The organism is Pseudomonas antarctica (assembly GCF_900624995.1).
In the GTDB taxonomy this organism is placed as follows: Bacteria; Pseudomonadota; Gammaproteobacteria; order Pseudomonadales; family Pseudomonadaceae; genus Aquipseudomonas; species Aquipseudomonas antarctica.
The window spans coordinates 1-20,915 of sequence record NZ_UYXQ01000070.1; the positions used below are offsets into that span (position 1 = coordinate 1).

Annotated in this window: 16 protein-coding genes and 2 pseudogenes; 9 read left to right on the forward strand and 9 right to left on the reverse strand. The window is 61.7% G+C overall.

Features of this window, described 5'->3' with window-relative positions; genetic code table 11:
- Positions 1-145 precede the first annotated feature (145 nt).
- Positions 146-913, reverse strand: a complete 768-nt coding sequence (locus E0F99_RS21920) for an SDR family NAD(P)-dependent oxidoreductase (RefSeq protein WP_130908924.1) — start codon at positions 911-913, stop codon at positions 146-148.
- A 138-nt stretch (positions 914-1,051) separates the two neighbouring features.
- On the opposite strand from E0F99_RS21920, the gene E0F99_RS21925 reads away from it, so the two are divergent.
- Positions 1,052-2,200 carry an aldose epimerase family protein gene (locus E0F99_RS21925; protein ID WP_083358790.1) on the forward strand — a complete coding sequence of 383 codons (1,149 nt, stop codon included), beginning with the start codon at positions 1,052-1,054 and terminating at the stop codon, positions 2,198-2,200.
- A gap of 100 nt (positions 2,201-2,300) precedes the next feature.
- On the opposite strand, the gene E0F99_RS21930 is transcribed toward E0F99_RS21925, so the two are convergent.
- Genes E0F99_RS21930 through E0F99_RS21950 form a run of 5 tightly spaced genes read right to left on the reverse strand, consistent with a single transcriptional unit; the run spans position 2,301 to position 8,144 of the window.
- A complete protein-coding gene (locus tag E0F99_RS21930) occupies positions 2,301-3,305 on the reverse strand; it encodes a substrate-binding domain-containing protein (RefSeq protein ID WP_083358791.1) in 1,005 nt (334 codons plus the stop codon).
- Between the two features lie 38 nt (positions 3,306-3,343).
- Complete coding sequence (locus tag E0F99_RS21935; RefSeq protein ID WP_083358792.1) at positions 3,344-4,207, reverse strand: SMP-30/gluconolactonase/LRE family protein; 864 nt, start codon at positions 4,205-4,207, stop codon at positions 3,344-3,346.
- Between the two features lie 15 nt (positions 4,208-4,222).
- Positions 4,223-5,803 carry an aldehyde dehydrogenase (NADP(+)) gene (locus tag E0F99_RS21940; RefSeq protein ID WP_083358793.1) on the reverse strand — a complete coding sequence of 527 codons (1,581 nt, stop codon included), beginning with the start codon at positions 5,801-5,803 and terminating at the stop codon, positions 4,223-4,225.
- A gap of 10 nt (positions 5,804-5,813) precedes the next feature.
- A complete protein-coding gene (gene araD1, locus E0F99_RS21945; protein ID WP_083358794.1) occupies positions 5,814-6,806 on the reverse strand; it encodes an AraD1 family protein in 993 nt (330 codons plus the stop codon).
- 15 nt (positions 6,807-6,821) lie between these two features.
- Positions 6,822-8,144, reverse strand: coding sequence for an MFS transporter (locus tag E0F99_RS21950; RefSeq protein ID WP_083358795.1), 1,323 nt, complete (start codon positions 8,142-8,144; stop codon positions 6,822-6,824).
- Between the two features lie 191 nt (positions 8,145-8,335).
- Between E0F99_RS21950 and E0F99_RS21955 the strand changes: the two genes are divergently transcribed.
- Positions 8,336-10,072 (forward strand): IlvD/Edd family dehydratase, encoded by a 1,737-nt coding sequence (locus E0F99_RS21955; RefSeq protein WP_083358796.1) that lies wholly within the window; start codon positions 8,336-8,338, stop codon positions 10,070-10,072.
- Positions 10,073-10,119: 47 nt separating this feature from the next.
- A complete protein-coding gene (locus E0F99_RS21960; protein ID WP_083358797.1) occupies positions 10,120-10,842 on the forward strand; it encodes a FadR/GntR family transcriptional regulator in 723 nt (240 codons plus the stop codon).
- A gap of 218 nt (positions 10,843-11,060) precedes the next feature.
- Here the strand turns inward: E0F99_RS21960 and E0F99_RS21965 are convergent, their stop codons facing one another.
- Positions 11,061-11,660, reverse strand: a complete 600-nt coding sequence (locus E0F99_RS21965; RefSeq protein WP_130908925.1) for a hypothetical protein — start codon at positions 11,658-11,660, stop codon at positions 11,061-11,063.
- Between the two features lie 13 nt (positions 11,661-11,673).
- Positions 11,674-12,258: a papain-like cysteine protease family protein gene (locus E0F99_RS21970; protein WP_083358799.1), complete on the reverse strand. Its 585-nt coding sequence runs from the start codon at positions 12,256-12,258 to the stop codon at positions 11,674-11,676.
- A gap of 420 nt (positions 12,259-12,678) precedes the next feature.
- On the opposite strand from E0F99_RS21970, the gene E0F99_RS21975 reads away from it, so the two are divergent.
- The 6 genes and pseudogenes from E0F99_RS21975 to E0F99_RS21995 all read left to right on the forward strand — a co-directional run bounded on the left by E0F99_RS21975 (position 12,679) and on the right by E0F99_RS21995 (position 20,691).
- On the forward strand, positions 12,679-13,569 hold the full coding sequence (locus E0F99_RS21975; RefSeq protein WP_083358800.1) for a bestrophin family protein: 891 nt from the start codon (positions 12,679-12,681) through the stop codon (positions 13,567-13,569).
- 151 nt (positions 13,570-13,720) lie between these two features.
- Positions 13,721-14,800, forward strand: a pseudogene (locus E0F99_RS31235) (HAMP domain-containing protein); the annotation flags it as partial.
- A 327-nt stretch (positions 14,801-15,127) separates the two neighbouring features.
- Positions 15,128-15,664: pseudogene (locus tag E0F99_RS31240) on the forward strand (methyl-accepting chemotaxis protein); the annotation flags it as partial.
- Between the two features lie 259 nt (positions 15,665-15,923).
- Positions 15,924-16,811, forward strand: a complete 888-nt coding sequence (locus E0F99_RS21985; RefSeq protein ID WP_083358802.1) for a proline iminopeptidase-family hydrolase — start codon at positions 15,924-15,926, stop codon at positions 16,809-16,811.
- A 151-nt stretch (positions 16,812-16,962) separates the two neighbouring features.
- Complete coding sequence (locus E0F99_RS21990; RefSeq protein WP_083358803.1) at positions 16,963-19,374, forward strand: glucose/quinate/shikimate family membrane-bound PQQ-dependent dehydrogenase; 2,412 nt, start codon at positions 16,963-16,965, stop codon at positions 19,372-19,374.
- Positions 19,375-19,425: 51 nt separating this feature from the next.
- Positions 19,426-20,691 (forward strand): carbohydrate porin, encoded by a 1,266-nt coding sequence (locus tag E0F99_RS21995; RefSeq protein WP_083358804.1) that lies wholly within the window; start codon positions 19,426-19,428, stop codon positions 20,689-20,691.
- Positions 20,692-20,733: 42 nt separating this feature from the next.
- Here the strand turns inward: E0F99_RS21995 and E0F99_RS30295 are convergent.
- Positions 20,734-20,915 (reverse strand): imm11 family protein (locus E0F99_RS30295; protein WP_341273819.1); only part of this gene is annotated, 182 nt, incomplete at its 5' end.

Genomic DNA, 20,915 nt, shown 5'->3' on the forward strand with positions numbered 1-20,915 from the left:
CCCTTACGGCCGCTGTCACCTGGTCAGTCACCCAGCTCAAATGGCCGTCATTGCTCAATGCCGATGCGTTTCCCAACCTGCAACGTCACACCCGGTTGCTCGAGCAGCATCCGGCCTTTCGTAAATACCCGATCGAATAAGCCCGCTACACCCAACCGCCAGCCACAATAAAGTTCTGCGCCGAACACATCGCCGACGCATCGGAGGCAAGAAACAGCGCCATATTGGCGATGTGTTCCGGCAGCACACTGCCAGGCAAACACTGGCTGCGGCTGATCAGTTCCCTGGCCGCATCGTCGACCCACATCGACAGTTGTTTTTCGGTCATGACCCAGCCTGGCACCAAGGTGTTGACACGGATACGGCTGGGGCCCAGCTCCCGCGCCAGCGCGCGGGTCATGCCATGGGCCGCTGCCTTGCTGGCGGCGTACACCGGGTAGCCCGCGGAGGCCATCATCCAGCCGACCGAGCCCAGGTTGATGATCGCCCCGCCACCGGCGGCCTTCATCATCGGCACCAGCGCCTTGGCGGCAAAAAAGGCGTGCTTGAGGTTGACCGCGATCAGCCTGTCGAACATCTGCGAATCGACTTCGTCCAGGCTGTGACGCACATCGTTGGCCGCGTTGTTGACCAGCACGGTGATCGGCCCCAGCGACTGTTCAAACCGCGCTATTGCCGCTTTGTAGGCGATCTCATCGGTGATGTCGCAACACACGAACGCCACGGTATGCCCCTGGGCACTCAACAGCGCCGCCAGCCGCTCGCCCTGGCTTTGCGCGCGGTCCACGAAGGCCACCTTGGCGCCCTGCGCGGCGAAAGCACGCACCATGAATTCGCCAATGCCCGAGGCCCCTCCAGAAATCAATACGGCCTTACCCTTGAGGTCGGGATAAACCGCCTGTTCAGTACTCATATAACGACTGCCTCGATCAATTAGTCTTATTTTATTTTGCGTAATCGCTGTTAAAGGCTATAAATTTGCTGTCATCTCGACGAAATATCGCACATTAGTAGAACTATTCCACTCAAAACAACAAAAGGAAGTTCGACCATGAAGCACCCTCGACACCTACTTTCGGGCCTCGCCCTGTCCATGCTGATTGCCAGCGGCGGCGCCCAGGCCGCAGGGCTTACCAGCGAGCACAAGCCTTTCGGCAAAACCAACGACGGCACCGCCGTCGAGCAGTACATTTTGCGCAACAGCCATGGCATGCAAGCCACGGTAATCACCTACGGCGGCGTTTTGCAGTCGCTGAAAGTGCCGGATAAAAACGGCAAGGTCGATGACGTGGTGCTCGGTTTCGACGACGTTCAGGGCTACCAGAGTGGCACGGCGTTTTTCGGGGCGACCATCGGGCGCTTCGGCAACCGCCTCGCCGGCGGAGCCTTCGAACTTGACGGCAAACGCTATCAGGTGCCGCTCAACGATGGCCCCAACTCGCTGCATGGCGGCGCGCAGGGGTTCGACAAACACGTGTGGCACGCCGAGCCGATCAAGGGCAAGGATTCGGTCGGCGTGAAGCTGAGCTACCTGTCCAAGGACGGTGAAATGGGCTTCCCCGGCAATCTGAAGACCGAGGTCACCTACAGCCTCAACGATAAAAACGAACTGCACATCGACTACACGGCCACCACCGATAAACCCACGGTGCTAAACCTCACCAACCACAGCTACTTTAACCTTGCCGGCGCGGGCAATGGCGACATCCTCAAGCAAGTCGCGACCTTGCACGCCAGCCACTACACGCCGGTGAATGCCACCTTGATTCCCACCGGCGAATTAGCTCCAGTCAAAGGCACTCCGATGGATTTCCTCAACCCTACGCCTATCGGCCAGCACATTAAGGACGACCACCCGCAGCTCAAGTTCGCCGAGCCAAAGCAAGGCGGGTTTGACTTCAACTGGGCACTCGACACTCAGGGCGATATCAAGCAGCTTGCCGCCGATATACACGACCCAGCATCCGGCCGACGTTTGCAGCTCTACACCACCGAGCCTGGCGTGCAGTTCTATACCAGCAACTTCCTGGATGGCACGGTCAAGGGCAAGGCTGGCAAGACCTATGCGCACTGGAGCGCGTTCACCCTAGAGACCCAGCACTTCCCGGACGCGCCAAACCAGCCCACCTTTGCCTCGACCCGCTTGAACCCAGGGCAAACTTACACCCAGAACACCGTGTTCAAATTCTCCGCCGATTAATGGCTGGGGGGCTTGCTCCCAATGGCAGTGTCGCAGTCAAAGCCTAGGTCGACTGACACCCCACCCTCGAGAGCAAGCCCCCCTCCCACCGTTGATCCTCTCAGTTCCAGAGGCCGATTTTTTCCAGCTCCTGCTTGAAATTTTCGCGGGTGATCAGCGTCACTTCATCCATGGCGGTGTACTTCGGTGGTTCCTTGCCGGTGGTGACCCAGTCGAACATCATCTTCGCGGTGTTGTAGCCTTCGATGTGCGGGCTGGGCAGCATCGAGCCGAAGAAGCCGCTGTTGGCTTTCTTCAGTTCGCCGATGGCGTCGGTGCCATTAATGCCGATGCCGATCACATTGGCGGCGGCAAAACCGGCCGTTTCGGTAGCGCGCACGCCGCCGAGCACGGTGTTGTCGTTCATGCCGCCGATAATCAGGTTCTTGGCGCCGCTGGGCAGTTTAACCAAGGCCGAGTTGGTGGCGTCCATGCTGCCGGGTACATCGAGGGTCTTGGCGGCGGTGAACAGGATGTGATCCTTGGGGAAGCCCGCGTCTTCGAGGGATTTGACCGAACCGTCGGTGCGCTTTTTACCGGTGTCGAGTTCGTTGAAGGTGTTGATCACCGCATAGGTGTCCTTCCAGTCCCAGCCGCGTTTTTTCGCTTCAGCCGCCATCGCGGCGCCCTGCTTCTGGCCGACTTCAAACGCCGCCATGCCCAGGTACGGGACGTCCTCCATGAAGTTGCCCTTGGCATCGACGAAGCGATCATCCACTGCAATCACTTTCAGGCCGTTCGCCTTGGCCTTGGCAACGATGGCTGGCCCGAGGGACACGTCCGGCGGACAGATCACAAACCCCTTGGCGCCGTTGGCGGCGAGGCTGTCGATGGCCGACAGGGTTTTCTCGCCATCCGGCACGGCGATCTTGATCACCTTAAAGCCATGCTCCTTGCCGGCTTTTTCGGCAAAGGCCCATTCGGTCTGGAACCACGGTTCTTCAGCCTGCTTGACCAGAAAACCGATCTTCACTTCTTCAGCGGCCAGCAACAGGCCGCTCAAGCTCAGGGCCGACACCGCTACAGCGGCGCAGCACAGGGAACGTAAACCACGACGACGATTCATACAGGTGACTCCTTGTTGTTGTTTTTGAATGTCAGGATTTAACCGGCAAAGCGGTGACAGGGTTTGCCTGGCACATCGACCTCGATGGCCAATACCGCGCCATCCAGCGGGTGGTCCAAGGGGCTGGCGGCGCTGGTGATGTACAGCGTGGTGAGATTCGGGCCACCGAAGACACAACTGGTGGGACGGCTGACGGGCAGTTCAATGACGCGCTCCACTGCACCGTCCGGCGTCAGGCGCAGCAGGCAACTGCCGTCCCAGCGCGCGTTCCAGACATAGCCTTGGCTGTCCATCGCCGAGCCGTCCGGCCCACCGCGCGCATGCGGGCCAAACCAGACTTGCGCCGGGTCGAGCTGGCCGCCCTCCTGGATCACGTGCCGATAAAGCGTGCCGTCCATGCTGTCGCCGAAATGCACCTGGGTGCCGTCCTCGCTCCACAGCAAGGTGTTGGGAATGCCCAAACCCTGCAGCAACGGCGTGACCTGCGCATCGGCATCAATGCGAAACAGGCCACCGGAACGTCGCGTAATCGGCAGGTCTTCACCCTGCTCGCCAATGTTGTTCTGCATGGTGCCCAGCCACAGGCGGCCCCGGGCATCGCAGCGCGCTTCATTGCCACGGTTGCCGGGTTGCGGGTCGGCCACGCACAGCAGGGTCAGGGCTTCGGTTTCCAGGTCCAGCCGATACACGCCGCTGCTCAGCGTGACCAACGCACCGCCACTTTCACAGGGGATGAAGGCCGAGACGTGCTCGGGCAACTGCCAGATCTGCAAGTGCCCGCCCATCAGGCGCAGCGCCTGCTTGCCGGCGATATTGACCCAATAGAGCGCCTGGGTCGGCACGTCCCAGAACGGGCCTTCGCCCAACTGCGCACGGTGCGCAGTGACTGCGGTACACGACATAAAACCTCCTGGTTTTTACAGCGGCTCGCGCGATGGCGTGCCATCCACCAGCCGCTGGATACGCAATGGGTTAGCGTTTTTCAACGCGTCGGGCAGCAGGCTATCAGGGTAATTCTGGAAGCACACGGGGCGCAGAAAACGGTCGATGGCCAGGGTGCCAACCGAGGTGCCACGCGCATCCGAAGTGGCGGGGTATGGCCCGCCGTGAACCATCGAGTCGCACACTTCAACGCCGGTTGGGTAGCCGTTGAGCAGGATGCGGCCGACTTTTTGTTCCAGCAACGGCGTCAATTCGGTGAACCGCTCAAAATCGGCCGGCTCGCCAATAATGGTTGCCGTCAGTTGGCCGTGCAAGCCGTGCAGGGCGCTGCTGAGTTGAGCCTGATCGGCCACTTCGACGAATACCGTGGTTGGGCCAAATACTTCTTCCTGCAGCACTTCATCGCCGTCGATCAGCAGGCTGGCGTCGGCCTTGAACAGCTGCGGCTGCGCCTGATTTCCCGCTGGGGCGCTGCCGGCCAGATGCTCGATGCCTGGGTGCGCGAGCAGCTTTTCCAGGCCTTTGCCATAGCTGCTCAGGGTGCCGGCGTTGAGCATGGTTTGCGCCGGTTGATCGCCGACCAATCGGGCCACCTGCTGGGTGAATGCAGTGAACTGCGGCGAAGCGATACCGATCACCAATCCGGGGTTGGTGCAAAACTGGCCACAGCCCTGCACCACTGAGGCGGTCAGGTCGCGGGCGATCGTTTCGGTTCGCGCATGTAACGCCTGGGGCAATACGATCACCGGGTTAATGCTCGACATTTCGGCAAACACCGGGATCGGCTGCGCACGTGCCGCCGCCATGTCGCACAAGGCGCGGCCACCCTTGAGCGAGCCGGTAAAGCCAACGGCCTGGATCGCCGGGTGCTTGACCAGCGCCTCACCGACGCCGCCACCGAAGATCATATTGAACACGCCCGCCGGCATCTCGGTGGCCTCGGCCGCACGAATGATTGCATCAGCGACCTGCTCAGCCGTGGCCATATGCCCGCTGTGGGCCTTGAACACCACCGGGCAACCTGCCGCGAGCGCCGCTGCGGTGTCGCCGCCGGCCGTGGAAAATGCCAGGGGAAAGTTGCTCGCGCCAAACACGGCCACCGGGCCGAGGCCTATGCGGTATTGGCGCAGGTCCGGGCGTGGCAACGGCTGGCGCTCGGGCAACGCGTTGTCGATGCGCGCGCCGTAGAAATCACCGCGCCGCAGCACCGTTGCGAACAGGCGCATCTGGCCGCTGGTACGTGCGCGCTCGCCTTTGATACGCGCGGCGGGCAGCGCGGTTTCGCGGCAAACCAGCGCGACGAAATCATCACCCAGCGCGTCCAGTTCATCGGCCACCGCATCCAGGAACTGCGCGCGACGTGAAGCACTCAGCGTGCGATAAGCCGGGTACGCCGCAGCGGCGGCCTTGGCGGCGGTATCGACTTCCTCGGGCGTGGCCTGATAGAAGTTCTGGGGCAACGCTTCGCCAGTATTGGCGTCAACACTTTTGAGCGTGACGCTGCCCTTGGCACTGCGCTGGCCAGCGATGTAGTTGTGGCCGAGAAACGAGGTCATGTTGATCTCCTTAAAGAGTGATGACATTGCCGGGCTCGAATACCGCCTCAGCACTGCCGACAGCGTTGATCAGCGGCGCACCGAATTCGGCCTGGCTGATCTCGAACACGTCACCGGGCTGGGTACGTATACCGTCGGCGAATGACAGCGTGGCGGTGCCGAAGAAATGGATGTGCACATCCCCCGGCGTGAGGAATTGCCTGTATTTAAAGTGGTGATACTCAAGGTTTTCCAGGCTGTGGCACATGTTGGCCTCGCCACTGAGGAATTCGTTCTGCCAGATCACTACGCCGTCACGCAGGATGCGGCTGGTGCCCGCCAAGTGCTGGGGCAACTCGCCCACGCGCAGTTCCGGGCCATAACTGCAACTGCGCAATTTGGAGTGCGCCAGGTAGAGGTAGTTCTTGCGTTCCATCACATGGTCGGAGAACTCGTTACCCACGGCGAAGCCCAGGCGATAGGGCTTGCGGTCGTGGCCGATCACGTAGAGACCGCCGATTTCCGGCTCTTCACCGGCGTCTTCAGCAAACGGCGGTACCGGGAACGCCTGGCCCGGGCGCACGACAATGCTGCCGTCGCCCTTGTAGAACCACTCCGGTTGCACACCGACTTGGCCAGCCGCAGGCTTGCCGCCCTCAACGCCCCATTTGAAGATGCGCATGGTGTCGGTCAGGGCTATGTCGTCACCGGCCTGCTGGTGCATCTTGTCCCGCGCCGAGGCACTGCCCAAGTGGGTCAGGCCGGTGCCGCTGATCAGCATATGAGCCGGGTCCGGGTGATCGAGTGGCGGCAGGATTTTCAGCTCAGCCAGCAATGCCGCGTAGTCGTAGCTGTCGCCCAGGCCCAGGCGCTTGACCTGTTGCGCCAAGCCCACGCCCGCGTCGATGGCGGCCAGCGCCAACTCACGCACGCTGGCCGCTGTGCGCACTTCTCTTAGTTTGCTGCCTTCCACCACGCCGACGCGGCGCTCGCCGTTACGTAACTCGAACTGAACTAAACGCATGCAGCTTCTCCTGGATCAGGTACGTGTAGCGCCACGCGCACTGGCGGCGAATTGGTCAGTGGGCAGCACATGCTTGCGTTCCAGCACGCGGTAGACCACGCCGGTCAGCAGCAACCCGAACACCATCACACCCGACAGGAAGTACAAACCCGAAGCCAGGTTGCCGGTGTACTCCTTGAGCGCGCCGATCACGAACGGGCCGATATAGCCACCGAGGTTGCCCACCGAGTTGATCAGCGCAATACCCGCCGCCGCACTCGCGCCGGCGAAAAAGCGCCCGGGCAAGGTCCAGAACACCGCCGTGCAGGAAAACAGCGCGAACGCCGCCAGGCTCAACGCGGCCATTTGCAGCACCGGCACACTCAACCAGGCACTCAAGAACAGGCCGATGGCGCCCAGCACATAGAGCACGGCGAGGTGGCCGTAGCGGTCATTTAAACGGTCGGAACTGCGCGGAATGATCAGCAACCCGATGATGCCGAAGATATACGGCACCGCCGAGACGAAACCGGTGACCAAGTCACTGCCGCCAAATTGCTTGATCAGCGTCGGCAGCCACAAGCCGAGCCCATAAATGCTCAAAGTCACCGGCAGGTAGAACAGCGCCAGCAGCAACACGCGCTTGTCCTTGAGGGCATGCAGCGGGTTGCCGTGGCGGGTCTGGCCGTAGGCTTGCAGGTCTTTGCTCAGCTCAGCGGTGAGCCAGTTTTTTTCATCCTCGCTCATCCATTTGACCTGCTTGGGGCCGTCCGGCAGGAAGCGCAGCACCGGCCAGGTCAGCAGCAGCGCCGGCGTGCCGATGACGATGAACAGCCACTGCCAGCCGTGCAGGCCGAGGATCCCGTCCATACCCAACAAGCCGCCGGAGACGGGGCCGGTGATCATCATCGCAATGGGTTGGGAGAGGATGAACAGCCCGAGGATCTTGCCGCGATGGCGCACCGGGTACCACTGGGTGATGTAGTACAGCACGCCCGGAAAGAACCCCGCCTCCGCCGCGCCAAGCAAAAAGCGCATCACGTAAAAACTCTGCGGCCCTTGCACGAAGGCCATGCCGATGGTGATGGCGCCCCAGGTCAGCATGATGCGCGCAAACCAACGCCGCGCGCCGAAGCGGTCGAGCATCAGGTTGCTGGGAATCTCGAACAGAAAGTAGCCAATGAAGAACAGCCCTGCGCCCAAACCATACGCCGCGTCGCCGATGCCGACATCGGCGCCCATGTGCAGCTTGGCGAAACCCACGGCCGAACGGTCCACGTAGGCGATCAGGTACAGCAGGATCAGGAAGGGAATCAGTTTCAGCGTGATGCGCCGTATAAGCCGCAGTTCCTGGCTCATGGGTCGATCTCCGATTGTTGTTTTTATAGAAGCTCGGGGGCCGCCTCTGGCGAAATTACACCAGGGCCATGCCTCAGTTGAAGCCGACTATATAGTATGACTATTTACAAAACAACACTTCCAAAGCCTCGATTTTGCGCTTATGTTTAGCCAAATATGGAACATATAGTCATACAATAAGAGAAACCATCATGTCTGATAAAAAGCCCACCCTCCGCTCCGCCCAGTGGTTTGGCACCGCCGACAAGAACGGCTTCATGTACCGCAGCTGGATGAAGAACCAGGGCATTGCTGACCATCAGTTTCATGGCAAACCGATCATCGGTATCTGCAACACGTGGTCGGAGCTGACGCCATGCAACGCGCACTTCCGCCAGATCGCCGAGCATGTCAAACGTGGCGTGATCGAGGCCGGTGGCTTCCCGGTGGAATTCCCGGTGTTCTCCAATGGCGAATCCAACCTGCGCCCCACCGCAATGCTCACGCGCAATCTGGCAAGCATGGACGTGGAAGAAGCGATTCGCGGCAACCCCATCGACGGCGTGGTGCTGCTCACCGGCTGCGACAAAACCACGCCGGCGCTGCTGATGGGCGCGGCCAGTTGCGACGTGCCCACCCTCGTGGTCACGGGTGGGCCAATGCTCAACGGCAAGCACAAAGGCCAGGACATCGGCTCAGGCACGGTGGTGTGGCAGCTCAGCGAACAGGTCAAGGCCGGCACCATCACCCTGGACGATTTCCTCGCGGCCGAAGGCGGCATGTCGCGCTCGGCCGGCACCTGCAACACCATGGGCACCGCGTCGACAATGGCCTGCATGGCCGAAGCACTGGGCACGTCCCTGCCCCACAACGCGGCGATCCCGGCGGTGGATGCGCGGCGGTATGTGCTGGCGCATATGTCCGGCATGCGCGCGGTGGAAATGGTGCGCGAAGACTTGAAGCTGTCGAAGATCCTGACCAAAGAGGCGTTTGAAAACGCGATCCGGGTGAACGCGGCCATCGGCGGCTCGACCAACGCGGTGATCCACTTGAAAGCCATCGCCGGGCGTATCGGCGTCGACCTCGACCTGGATGACTGGACGCGTATGGGGCGTGGCGTGCCGACCATTGTCGACCTGCAGCCGTCAGGGCGCTTCCTGATGGAAGAGTTCTACTATGCCGGTGGCTTACCCGCCGTGCTGCGCCGCCTCGGCGAGGCTAACCTGATCCCGCACCCAAATGCCCTGACCGTCAACGGCAAGTCCCTGGGCGAAAACACCAAGGACTCGCCGATCTACGGTCAGGACGAAGTGATCCGCACGCTCGACAACCCGATCCGCGCCGATGGCGGCATTTGCGTGCTGCGCGGTAACCTCGCGCCACTGGGCGCCGTACTCAAGCCGTCGGCGGCCAGCGCAGCGCTGATGCAGCACCGTGGCCGTGCGGTGGTGTTCGAGAATTTCGATATGTACAAGGCGCGCATCAATGACCCCGAATTGGACGTGGATGCCAACTCGATTCTGGTCATGAAGAACTGTGGCCCCAAGGGTTACCCAGGCATGGCCGAAGTCGGCAACATGGGCTTGCCGGCCAAGCTGCTGGCCCAGGGCGTGACCGACATGGTGCGCATTTCCGATGCGCGCATGAGCGGCACCGCCTACGGCACGGTGGTGCTGCATGTGGCGCCAGAAGCCGCTGCCGGCGGGCCGCTGGCCACGGTGCAGGAAGGCGACTGGATCGAACTCGACTGCGCCAATGGCCGCCTGCACCTGGACATTCCCGACGCAGAGCTGGCCGCGCGCATGGCGGACCTGGCGCCGCCGCAGAAGCTGATCGTTGGCGGCTATCGCCAGCTGTACATCGACCATGTGCTGCAGGCCGACCAAGGCTGTGACTTTGACTTCCTGGTAGGCTGCCGTGGGGCTGAAGTCCCCCGTCATTCCCACTAATTGGGATGCTATGATGCCGCCTATTTAGCCAGAGCCTCGCGTTCGTTATGGATCACCAGCCGCCCAAGCCGCGCAAGAGCATGCATGCCCAGATCGTTCAGGACTTGGGCATGCACATCGTTTCCGGTCGCTTCAAACCCGAAGAACGCCTGCCCATGGAAGCCACGCTGTGTGAGGAGTACAAGGTCAGCCGCTCGGTGTTGCGCGAGGCCACGCGCGTGCTCAGCGCCAAAGGCCTGGTGTACTCCAAGCCACGGGTGGGCGCCGTGGTGCGGCCACGCTTGAAATGGCACTTGCTCGACCCGGACGTGTTGTCCTGGCTGATGCAGACCACGCCCCACAGCGAATTTTTCAATACCCTGGCGGGCGTGCGGCGCATCCTCGAACCGGAAATCGCCGCCATGGCCGCGACCACCGCCACCGCTGAAGACATCGCCACCATCGAACAAGCTTACCTGGGCATGGAAACCGCCAAGACCCACGACGCGCTGCTGCAGGCCGACCTGGACTTCCACCGCGCCATCGCCGACGCCACCCGCAACGACCTGCTCGCCTACATGTGCAATATGCTGTCGCTGCCGTTGCGCGAGTCGATCAACATCACCAACCGCCGCCCAGACATCCAGGGCCTGAGCCTGCCGCGCCACAAGGCGATCCTTACCGCGATCCAAAACCGCGACGCCCTCGGCGCCCGGCACGCCTCGCTGGTGCAACTGGATGACACGCGCGTGGCGCTGGACACAGTGATGAATGTGCTGACGCCGCTGTAAATCCAGCGTCTACGCTCAGGGGGCAGTTCGAGGAACCGGCCATGTGCGCACGACGCTCGCAGTACTGCGGTGCTCATGGCTTCATGGTGCCCTCCACGCCTGTCGCCCTGCTGCCGCTTGAACATGACCTGGTGCACGCCGACCGCGCCTCTGTCTTGCTGAATCATGTCGATAAAAAACCCGGACCATGTCCGGGTTTTTTTTACCCTAGGGTGTTATCAACCGCCCAACTGGCCACGGGTGTCCGCGTCGAAGCGCTGACGGGCCTGATCAGCCGCCGGTTTGAGCAACGCCAGCAGCGCCGCCTCACTGTACAGCTGAGTAACCGCCAGTTCCTTGGGGGTCGGCTCAATCGGGATCAGCACCTCTTCGCCGTCGGCGTGCAGCCAGATCGCCACAACGTGCAGTGCCGAGATGAATAACACGCGCAGCTCCACGGTTTTACCCTGCAATTGCGCCGACTGTTCCGCCAGTTTAAGCGCATCCACCGTCGCCGCTGCCAACGTCCCGTGGTTGAGCGATGCGAACTCGACATGCCCGCGTACGTCGGCCAGTTGCGCGTCCGCAATCGTCGCGCCATCGGCAAAGACCAAGTAATGCCAATCGCCGACCTCAGCGTCTTTCAGGCCTTTACCGAGGCTCAGGTCCTCCAGGCTGAGCGAGTAGCCACGATAGCCTTCGCTCAGCCTGATTTGGCCCGGCGTCGCGGCCGCGAATTGGCGATTGATGCCAAAGCCCTGGGTTTGCAGCGCGGGTTGCAGCGCAGGACGCAGTACCTGTACGCCGTTGGAGGGCGCCTTTGGATAAGTCAGTTGCATGATGCAGCCCTCCTCAGTTTTTTACAGTGAAGTAAGTGTTGGTCCAATTGCCGCCGCCGTTATACGAACCAGGGAACGAGTTCAGCGCGCGGGTCGAATAGCCGTAGATCGAATCTGCGATCAACAGGTAGTTGCCGTTGGTGCCATAGATCACCAGAAAGTGCGCACCGCCACCGTACCAGGCGCAACGCAAACCGATGGGGCGGCCCCTGTTGAGCTGGTTCTGGATGGCCGACATCTGCAACGAGCCTTGACTCATGCCGTTGTAGCTGCGCGTGATGCGCAAAGCGGAGTCCAGATAGCCGTAGACGTTGCAGGGTCCAGGCTGGTTGCAGCAGTTGCGGTCCAGCGCGTTGCTGGCGACACCGCACTGGGTCCAGGACCCGGTGCCGTAATAGTTACCGACCGACGCGGAAACCGCCGCCCAACACCAATTGGTCTGGGTTTGTTTCTGCATACTGAAATTCAGGCTGGCGGCCGCCATTGCTTTAGGCTGATGAGCCGCTTGGACGTCCACCAATTGTGGGTCGAGCAAATGGCCGACCAGGCAGTTGGGCTGTGCATCGCCGGTGAACCGGGTTGTTTCAGGGGTTAACATTTTTCAATCCTCCATGAATGAAAACACGCGTCCAGCGTGTAAAGGTGCAGCGGTGTTGCTGAGCTATCGACGTTCCGCGAGGCCCGTATTCGAGGGCGCGTTCCGATCTGGCTCGACGTAACCATAGGCGCGAATATGCATTAACGCAAACAACAAAATGCATATACGCATATTTTGTATGCCGTCAAAGGTGACAGGTTCTAAAAAGCGGCGGATTACCTGAAGGCTTGATCTATCCAAATCGCCGATTTTTTTGCAGTGTTCGCTTCGCAACTTCCTGGCTAGCCGCCCCGCCTAGAAGTGCACAGTTGAAACAGAGTCCTATGCCACTTAAACGATTCAGGCCCAACGCGAACCTTCCCCCCAAACCGGCGTCCGAGCTAAGGCATTGTTGTTTACCGCTCGCCGCGAGGTCCTCGTTTGAAAGCCGCCATCATCAAAAAATACCGCCTGATCATCAAGACCATGGGCTATGTGGGCTGGGCTTTGTTCTGGCTGTTGTTGTGGGATGTCGCCGTCACGGTAGATTTCATGCTGTTTCTCACCACCAAGATTAATTTGCCGCTGATGCCGTTGACGCTGCTCGGTTCGGCGTTGGTGGTGCTGATCAGTTTTCGCAACAGCAGCGCCTATAACCGCTGGTGGGAGGCCCGTACATTGTGGGGTGCGATGGTGAACAACTCGCGCAGCTTTGCCCGCCAGGTGCTGACCTTGCTGGATGATGCGGACGGCGAAGTAAACCCGATCAAAGCCACCCTGCTGCGCCGGCATGTGGCGTACGTCAATTGCCTGGCAGCGCACCTCAGGGGCAAACCTTGCCCGGACGAAGTGCGCGCTTTTATCCCTGCCGAAGAATTCGCGCGCAACGGCGCCACCAACAACTTTGCCAATGACATCCTCACCGGCTCGGCGACGCTGCTGGCCAAGGAGTACAAGGGCGGCCACCTGGACAGCATTCGCCTGGCGCGACTGGAATCGACCCTGGTGGACCTGTCCAACGCCCAAGGCGGCATGGAGCGCATCGCCAACACACCGCTGCCCTACCCTTACGTGTATTTCCCACGGCTGTTCATTTCGCTGTTCTGCCTGATCGTACCGGTCGGCCTGGTGGAATCCCTGGGCTGGTTCACCCCGCTGGCCTCGACGGTGGTGGGCTTTATGCTGCTGGCCATCGAGCGCATCGGCACCGACCTGCAAAGCCCGTTTCACTCCAGTGAACACCAGATCCAGATGGAAACCATCTGCGAAACCATCGAAAAAAACCTGCAGTCGATGCAGCGCGATGCGCTGGGTGGCGAGCGCATCAGCTAACCCCCATCGGCCCATCATCGGCGGCCTCAAGTGCCCGCTGCCCCGGCCGATACATGGGGTAAGCATGGGCCGCTACACTCCTGAAAACACATGCGACGCTCACCGCTACCGTTTCCCCTTGCCAAAACTATAAATACCCGCGGGAGAAGTCATGAATATCAAGCAAAAGCTGACCTGGGCGTTTGCGGCTATCGCGTGCGTGCCGGTTATCCTGGTGGCCGTGCTCGTTGTATTGAACCTGCGCGAGGGCGCCCTGGCGAATTTCCTCGACAGCAGTGGCCGTGAGATTCGTCAGATCGACAATGGCATGAAGCAGTTCTTCGACGGCATCAGCCAGAACGTCGAGTACGTGGCCAAAGACCCGCGCGTTGTCGCGGCCAAAGACCTCAAGAGCTACGCCGGCGCCGATGCCGCGCAAATCCCGCTGACCCCAACGAACACCGAGCTGCTGGCGATTTTCGACCAGTTCGCCAAGAGCCATCCGAGCACCGCTTACCTGTCCCTGGGCTTGAAGGACGGCGGCTACGCCAGCTGGCCTGATGACACCAAACTGAACAACTACGACCCGCGCGTACGCCCCTGGTACCAGGCTGCTATCGCCGCACCGGGCAAAACCGTGCGCACCGGCGCTTATTATTGGGCCCCGGACGATGTGTTGCTGATCGGTACCGTGCACACCGTCGCCGACGCCAACGGCAACGTGCTGGGCGTGGTCGGCCTGGACGTGTCGCTCAAGCAACTCACGGAGCTGGTGAGAAATATCAAGCTTGGCGACAGCGGCTACCTGATGCTGGTGGAAGCCAATGGCAACGTGTTGGTGGACCCCAGCGATGCCAAACATAACTTCAAGCCAATGGCCGACCTGGGTGCCAACTACGCCGAACTGGCCAAGCGCGGCGATGGCGTCACCCAGATCGACATCAATGGCGTGACCTACATGGCCAACGTGGTCAGTTCCAAGGATTTGGGCTGGCGCTTTATTGGCTTGATCAAACGCGATGAAGTGATGGCGCAGGCCTCCAGCCTTACTTGGCTGATCGCGGCGATCGCGGCAGTACTGGCGGTGGTGTTCGCGACAGTGGGCGCCAGCTTCGCCCGGGTCATCGTGCGCCCGATTCGTGGGGTCGCCGATGGCCTGCAAGAGATTGCCGAAGGTGAAGGCGACCTGACGCGCCAACTCAAGGTCGAGGGCAAGGATGAAACCGCCAGCCTGGCGGGTTGGTTCAACCAGTTCCTGAGCATGATCGCGCAGCTCGTGCAGCGCATCGGCAGTGCTTCCACCGACCTGCAAGCGGCCGCCGCCGACACCAGTGAAGTGGCGCACAACATGAACCAGGCCGCTGGCCGCCAGCGCGAAGCGGTGGAACTGGTGAGCACCGCCTTCAACGAAATGGTGGCCACCGCCAACGAAGTCGCGCGCTCGTGCAGTGCTGCCGCGTCGAGTGCCGACGAAGGCTACCGCGACGTACACGACGGCCAGCAGCATATCGGCGAAGCCACCGGCAGCGTGCTCAAACTGAGCGAAGACCTGCAAAAGTCGACCCAGACCATGCAGTTGCTCGAGCAGGACAGCAAGAACATCAACACCATCCTCGACACCATTCGCTCCATCGCCGAACAAACCAACCTGCTGGCGCTCAACGCGGCCATTGAGGCTGCGCGCGCGGGCGATCAGGGCCGTGGTTTTGCCGTGGTCGCCGACGAGGTACGCGCCCTGGCCCGGCGCACCGCCGACTCCACCGGCGAGATCGACAGCCTGCTGGGCAACCTCGCCCGCCGCACCCAGGAAGTCACCCAGCAAATGCAAGGCAGCCTGCTGGTGTCGCACACCAGCGTGGAACGCATCCAACAGGCCCGCGACAGCTTCGACAAGATCCGTGGCTCGGTGGACTCGATTCGCGACCAGAACACCCAGATCGCCACTGCCGCCGAGGAGCAGCACCAAGTGGCCGAAGAGATCAACCGGCACATCGCGCAGATCCACGCCGATGCGCAGTTGGTGGAAGGCTTTGCCCACTCGGCGCAGACCGGTTCGGGCCGCTTGACCGATATTTCCGGTCAGCTCAAAGGATTGGTGGGGCGTTTCAAGTTCTAGCGCGGTAACGAGGCGCTGAGCCACTCACCGCCTGCGCGGCTCAGCCCAACTGCGCAGCCACCTTCAGCTCGGTCGAGTGCCCGCGAGCCTTGAAGTAGACAGTACCACCAAGCCCAGTGCCAACCAGCAGGTCGAAGCCGTGGCACGTGGTTTTGCACTACCGCCTGGTAGAAGTCTGAGAACCTATCATTTCTACCAGTGCACCTGACCTGCCGTTTTGGTTAGCCTGTACCGCCTTGATCACCCAGAGGTACAGAGCATGCAGGTACGCGAAGGTTATGCCGATTTCCGTGGCTATCGAACGTGGTTCCGGGTCACCGGTGACTTGAGTTCAGGGCGCCTGCCCTTGATCGTTGCCCACGGCGGCCCGGGCTGCACCCATGATTACGTCGACAGTTTCAAAGACCTGGCCGCGACCGGTCGCGCGGTGGTGCACTACGACCAAGTCGGCAATGGCCGCTCGACGCACTTGCCCGGCGCCTCCGCCGACTTCTGGAGCGTGGAATTGTTCCTCGCGGAGCTGGACAACTTGGTCGAGCACCTTGAGATCAGCGACTACGCGCTGCTGGGCCAGTCCTGGGGCGGCATGCTCGGCGCCGAGCACGCGGTGCGCCAGCCGGTCGGCCTGAAGGCGCTGATTATTGCCAACTCGCCAGCGTCGATGGATTTGTGGTGCGCGGCCGCCAATGAACTGCGCCTGGCATTGCCGCCCGAGGTGCAGGCGACGTTGCTACGCCATGAAGCTGCGGGCACCACCGACAGCCCCGAATACCACGCCGCCGCAGACGTGTTTTACGCGCGGCATGTGTGCCGTATCCAGCCAGAGCCCGCCGACGTAGCGCGCACCAATGCCGCCATCAAGGAAGACCCCACCGTCTACCACGCGATGAATGGCCCTACCGAATTCCACGTGATCGGCAGCCTGCGCAACTGGACGATCATTGATCGCCTGTCGCAGATCCTGGTGCCGACGCTGCTGATTTCCGGGCGTTTCGATGAGGCGACACCGGCCACCGTGCAGCCGTTTGCCGACGGCATCAGCGACGTGCGCTGGCAGATTTTCGAGCAGTCCAGCCACATGCCGCATGTTGAGGAACGTGAAGCGTGCATGGCGTGCGTAGGCACGTTTCTCGCCCCCTTGGGGTGAAAATGGAACGCTCTGTGGCGAGCAGGCTCGCCACAATGTCATCCCGTCATCCCAAAGCGTGCAAAAGACTATTACCGAGCAGAATGTACTAACCAGTTACTTATCTTGCTAACATTCGACCTTTAGTCACTCACCTTCGAGTCCTGTCGACATGAAACGAGCATCCCGCGCCGTTGGCGCCTCACGATATCTACTGCTGGGTCTGGGCATTGTCATTGCCCTGCTCGGCGTGGCCCTGGCCGTTGGCGGCGCCAAACTGGTCAGCCTGGGCGGTTCCTGGTACTTCCTGATCGGTGGCGTAGCCATGGCCGTTTCCGGCTTGCTGATCGCACGTCGCCAACCGGCAGGCGCATGGCTATTCGCCGCCTTCCTGGTCGGCACAGCCGTGTGGGCGGTGGCGGATGTAGGCCTGGTGTACTGGCCGTTGTTCTCGCGATTGTTCATGTTTGCAGTGATTGGCGTGGTGGTGGCGCTGGTCTATCCGCTGCTCGCCGGCCGGCCTGCACGCGGCGCGTATGGCACTGCAGCCGTGCTGGCAGTGGGCGTGGCCGTAGCGGCAGGCAATATGTTCGTCGCGCACCCAAGCGTGGCGCCAACGGGTAAAGGCCCTGGCATCACCCCGGTGGCCGCAGCCGACGCGCAGAAAGACTGGGCGCATTACGGCAACACCGAGGGCGGCAGCCGTTTTGCCGCGCTGGACCAGATCAACCGCGACACCGTGAACACACTCAAAGTAGCGTGGACCTACCACACCGGTGACGTGGCCCTCAGCGACGGCAACGGCGCCGAAGACCAACTGACGCCCCTGCAGATCGGCAACAAGGTGTTCATCTGCACGCCGCACAACAACCTGATCGCGCTGGATGCCGACACCGGCAAAGAGCTGTGGAAGAACGAAGTCCACGCCAAGTCGGCGGTATGGCAGCGTTGCCGCGGCATGGCGTACTTCGATGCCACCGCGCCGATCGCCCAACCGACCCAACCGAACAGCTCGCCGATCATGGCCGCGAGCGTGCCTGCCGGTGCGCAATGCCAACGTCGCCTGCTGACCAACACCATTGATGCACGCCTGATCGCGGTGGATGCCGACACCGGCAAATTCTGCGAAGACTTCGGCACCCACGGCCAAGTGGACTTGAAAGCCGGCCTGGGTGATGTACCGGACAGCTACTACCAACTGTCGTCGGCACCTTTGATGGCTGGCACCACCGTGGTGGTTGGCGGGCGTGTCGCCGATAACGTACAAACCGATATGCCGGGTGGCGTGATCCGTGGTTTCGACGTGATCACCGGCCAAATGCGCTGGGCCTTCGACCCGGGCAACCCCGACGACAAACACGCCCCCGCCGCCGGCAGCACCTATGTGCGCAGTACGCCGAACAGCTGGGCGCCGATGTCGTATGACCCGTTGATGAACACGGTCTTCCTGCCGATGGGCAGCTCGTCCACCGACATCTACGGCGTGGAACGTACCCAACTCAACCACAAATACGGTGCGTCGGTACTGGCGCTGGACGCCTCGACCGGCGCAGAAAAGTGGGTGTACCAGACCGTCCACAACGACTTGTGGGACTTCGACCTGCCGATGCAGCCGAGCCTGATCGACTTCACCCCACCGGGCAGCGACAAAGCGGTACCGGCGGTGGTGATCGGCACCAAGGCCGGGCAGATCTATGTGCTCGACCGCGCCACCGGCAAGCCGCTGACCGACGTCAAGGAAGTCCCGGTCAAGGCCGCGAACATCCCTAACGAACCTTACTCGCTGACTCAACCAAAATCGCTCGGCATGCCGCAGATCGGCGCGCAAACCCTGAGCGAATCGGACATGTGGGGCGCCACCCCGTATGACCAGTTGCTGTGCCGCATCGACTTTAAGGGCATGCGCTACGACGGCCTGTACACCGCGCCGGGGACCGACAAATCGCTGAGTTTCCCAGGCTCACTGGGCGGCATGAACTGGGGCAGCATTTCCACCGACCCGGTGCACGGCTTTATCTTCGTCAACGACATGCGCCTGGGCCTGTGGATCCAGATGGTGCCGTCGCAGAACAAGGCCCAGGCCTCGTCCGGTGGCGAAGCGCTGAACACCGGCATGGGCGCCGTGCCGCTCAAAGGCACGCCATATGCGGTGAACAAAAACCGCTTCCTCTCGGTGGCCGGTATCCCGTGCCAGGCGCCGCCATTCGGCACCCTGACCGCCATCGACATGAAGACCCAGCAGATCGCCTGGCAAGTGCCGGTCGGCACCGTGGAAGACACCGGCCCCTTGGGCATTCGCATGCACCTGCCGATCAAGGTCGGCCTGCCGACCCTGGGCGGCACCCTGTCGACCCAGGGCGGCCTGATCTTTATCGCCGGCACCCAGGACTTCTACCTGCGCGCCTTCAACAGCGGCAACGGTGATGAAATCTGGAAAGCCCGCCTGCCGGTAGGCAGCCAAGGCGGCCCGATGACGTATGTGTCGCCGAAAACCGGCAAGCAGTACATCGTCATCACCGCTGGCGGCGCGCGCCAGTCCACCGACCGCGGCGACTACGTGATCGCCTACGCCTTGCCAGAATAACCCTGTGTCCGCGCGGTGCCCCCGCACCGCGCTTGTGTTTGGAACCCACGCATGAATCCCATTTCTCATTTGCCCTTTGGCGGCCTGGTGCTGGGCCTGGCCTTTGCGGCCGCCCTGCCCGTTCAAGCCGACGACACCACCCTGACCGGCGACTGGGGCGGCCTGCGCCGTGAACTCGACGAGCAAGGCATCCGCTTCACCGGCGACTACAGCGGCGAGACCGCCTACAACGCCGACGGCGGCCAGCACCGCGCGGCGCGCTACTCGCAAAACCTCAAGCTTGGCGTGCAGTTCGACTTGGGCAAGCTCTACGGCCTGAACAATGGCGACCGCATCCAGCTGACCATCAACGACCGGCGTGGCAACAGTGCCTCCGAAGACTTGGTGGGCAACCGCCTGCCGATCCAGGAAAACTACGGCGGCCTCTACACACGGCTCACCGAGCTGAGCTACGAGCGCACGCTGTTCACGCCCGCGCTGAACCTCAAGCTCGGCTACATGGCCATGGGCAATGACCTCGGTGGCCTCGACAGCGGCATCCTGTGCAACTTCATGAACGCCGGTTTCTGCGGCCACCCGCTGAACATGTCCGGCGGCAGCGGCTGGGCCAACTACCCGAACGCACACCTCGGTGCGCGGGTGAAATACGACTTTTCGCCAAACTGGCAACTGCGCGTGGCGGCGTTCAATGTCGACCCGTCGAGCAACGGCAACGCCAGCCGCGCCTGGCACCTGGGGCCCAAACACACCACCGGCACCGTGGTGCCCATCGAGCTGGTGTACAAGCACGCGGGCACGCTGCCGGGTGAATACAAGCTGGGGTATTACTACGACAGCTCCGACGTGAAACGCATCGGCAGCAACAAGGAGGTCAGCGGCCGGGGCGGTCACTACCTGCTGATTGATCAGGCGGTGTGGGCGTCCAGTTCGTCTGCCGGGCGCGTGCTGCATGCTTTCGGCCAATACTCGGCCGCCAGTGAAGCCGCCTCGCCGTTCAGCAAGTGGTATGGCGCAGGCGTGGTGCTGTACAAGCCGTTTGCAGGCCGCCCGCGCGATACCGTCGCCTTGGGTTATGGCCGCGCGGTGCCGAACCCGCGCAGTCGCGACGTGCAGGAGTTGGCCGCGTTCAACGCGGGCACGGAGTACCCGAACCTGAACAATGCCGAGCAGTTGATTGAGCTGAGTTACGGCTACCAGGCCACACCGTGGCTGACGGTGCGCCCGGATGTGCAATACATCATTGAGCCGGGGGCGTTTTCCGGGGTGGATATCGATAATGCATGGGTATTGGGCTTACAAGTGAAAGCCGTTTTCTGACGGGATGACGGCCTAGGTGCGAGCGACAGCAGCTTCTCGCGCCTAGGTCACCGTGGTTTTGTCACCATTCACCGAATCAAATGCTATGCCGACTACCCCAGCTCTTTCGAAGCGACGTTTTACTTCTTCACTGACGATGATTGCGCCTAGATAGTGCTTAAGCCTGAAAATATCTCGGCGAGCTACTTTTACCGGGTCAATAACGAGCCTGGTAAAGCCGCGAT

What these genes read in the sequence shown, in the direction of transcription:
- E0F99_RS21920 (WP_130908924.1), bottom strand. Translation starts at nt 913, where the DNA reads ATGAGTACTGAACAGGCGGTTTATCCCGACCTCAAGGGTAAGGCCGTA.
- E0F99_RS21925 (WP_083358790.1), top strand. Translation starts at nt 1,052, where the DNA reads ATGAAGCACCCTCGACACCTACTTTCGGGCCTCGCCCTGTCCATGCTG.
- E0F99_RS21930 (WP_083358791.1), bottom strand. Translation starts at nt 3,305, where the DNA reads ATGAATCGTCGTCGTGGTTTACGTTCCCTGTGCTGCGCCGCTGTAGCG.
- E0F99_RS21935 (WP_083358792.1), bottom strand. Translation starts at nt 4,207, where the DNA reads ATGTCGTGTACCGCAGTCACTGCGCACCGTGCGCAGTTGGGCGAAGGC.
- E0F99_RS21940 (WP_083358793.1), bottom strand. Translation starts at nt 5,803, where the DNA reads ATGACCTCGTTTCTCGGCCACAACTACATCGCTGGCCAGCGCAGTGCC.
- araD1 (WP_083358794.1), bottom strand. Translation starts at nt 6,806, where the DNA reads ATGCGTTTAGTTCAGTTCGAGTTACGTAACGGCGAGCGCCGCGTCGGC.
- E0F99_RS21950 (WP_083358795.1), bottom strand. Translation starts at nt 8,144, where the DNA reads ATGAGCCAGGAACTGCGGCTTATACGGCGCATCACGCTGAAACTGATT.
- E0F99_RS21955 (WP_083358796.1), top strand. Translation starts at nt 8,336, where the DNA reads ATGTCTGATAAAAAGCCCACCCTCCGCTCCGCCCAGTGGTTTGGCACC.
- E0F99_RS21960 (WP_083358797.1), top strand. Translation starts at nt 10,120, where the DNA reads ATGGATCACCAGCCGCCCAAGCCGCGCAAGAGCATGCATGCCCAGATC.
- E0F99_RS21965 (WP_130908925.1), bottom strand. Translation starts at nt 11,660, where the DNA reads ATGCAACTGACTTATCCAAAGGCGCCCTCCAACGGCGTACAGGTACTG.
- E0F99_RS21970 (WP_083358799.1), bottom strand. Translation starts at nt 12,258, where the DNA reads ATGTTAACCCCTGAAACAACCCGGTTCACCGGCGATGCACAGCCCAAC.
- E0F99_RS21985 (WP_083358802.1), top strand. Translation starts at nt 15,924, where the DNA reads ATGCAGGTACGCGAAGGTTATGCCGATTTCCGTGGCTATCGAACGTGG.
- E0F99_RS21990 (WP_083358803.1), top strand. Translation starts at nt 16,963, where the DNA reads ATGAAACGAGCATCCCGCGCCGTTGGCGCCTCACGATATCTACTGCTG.
- E0F99_RS21995 (WP_083358804.1), top strand. Translation starts at nt 19,426, where the DNA reads ATGAATCCCATTTCTCATTTGCCCTTTGGCGGCCTGGTGCTGGGCCTG.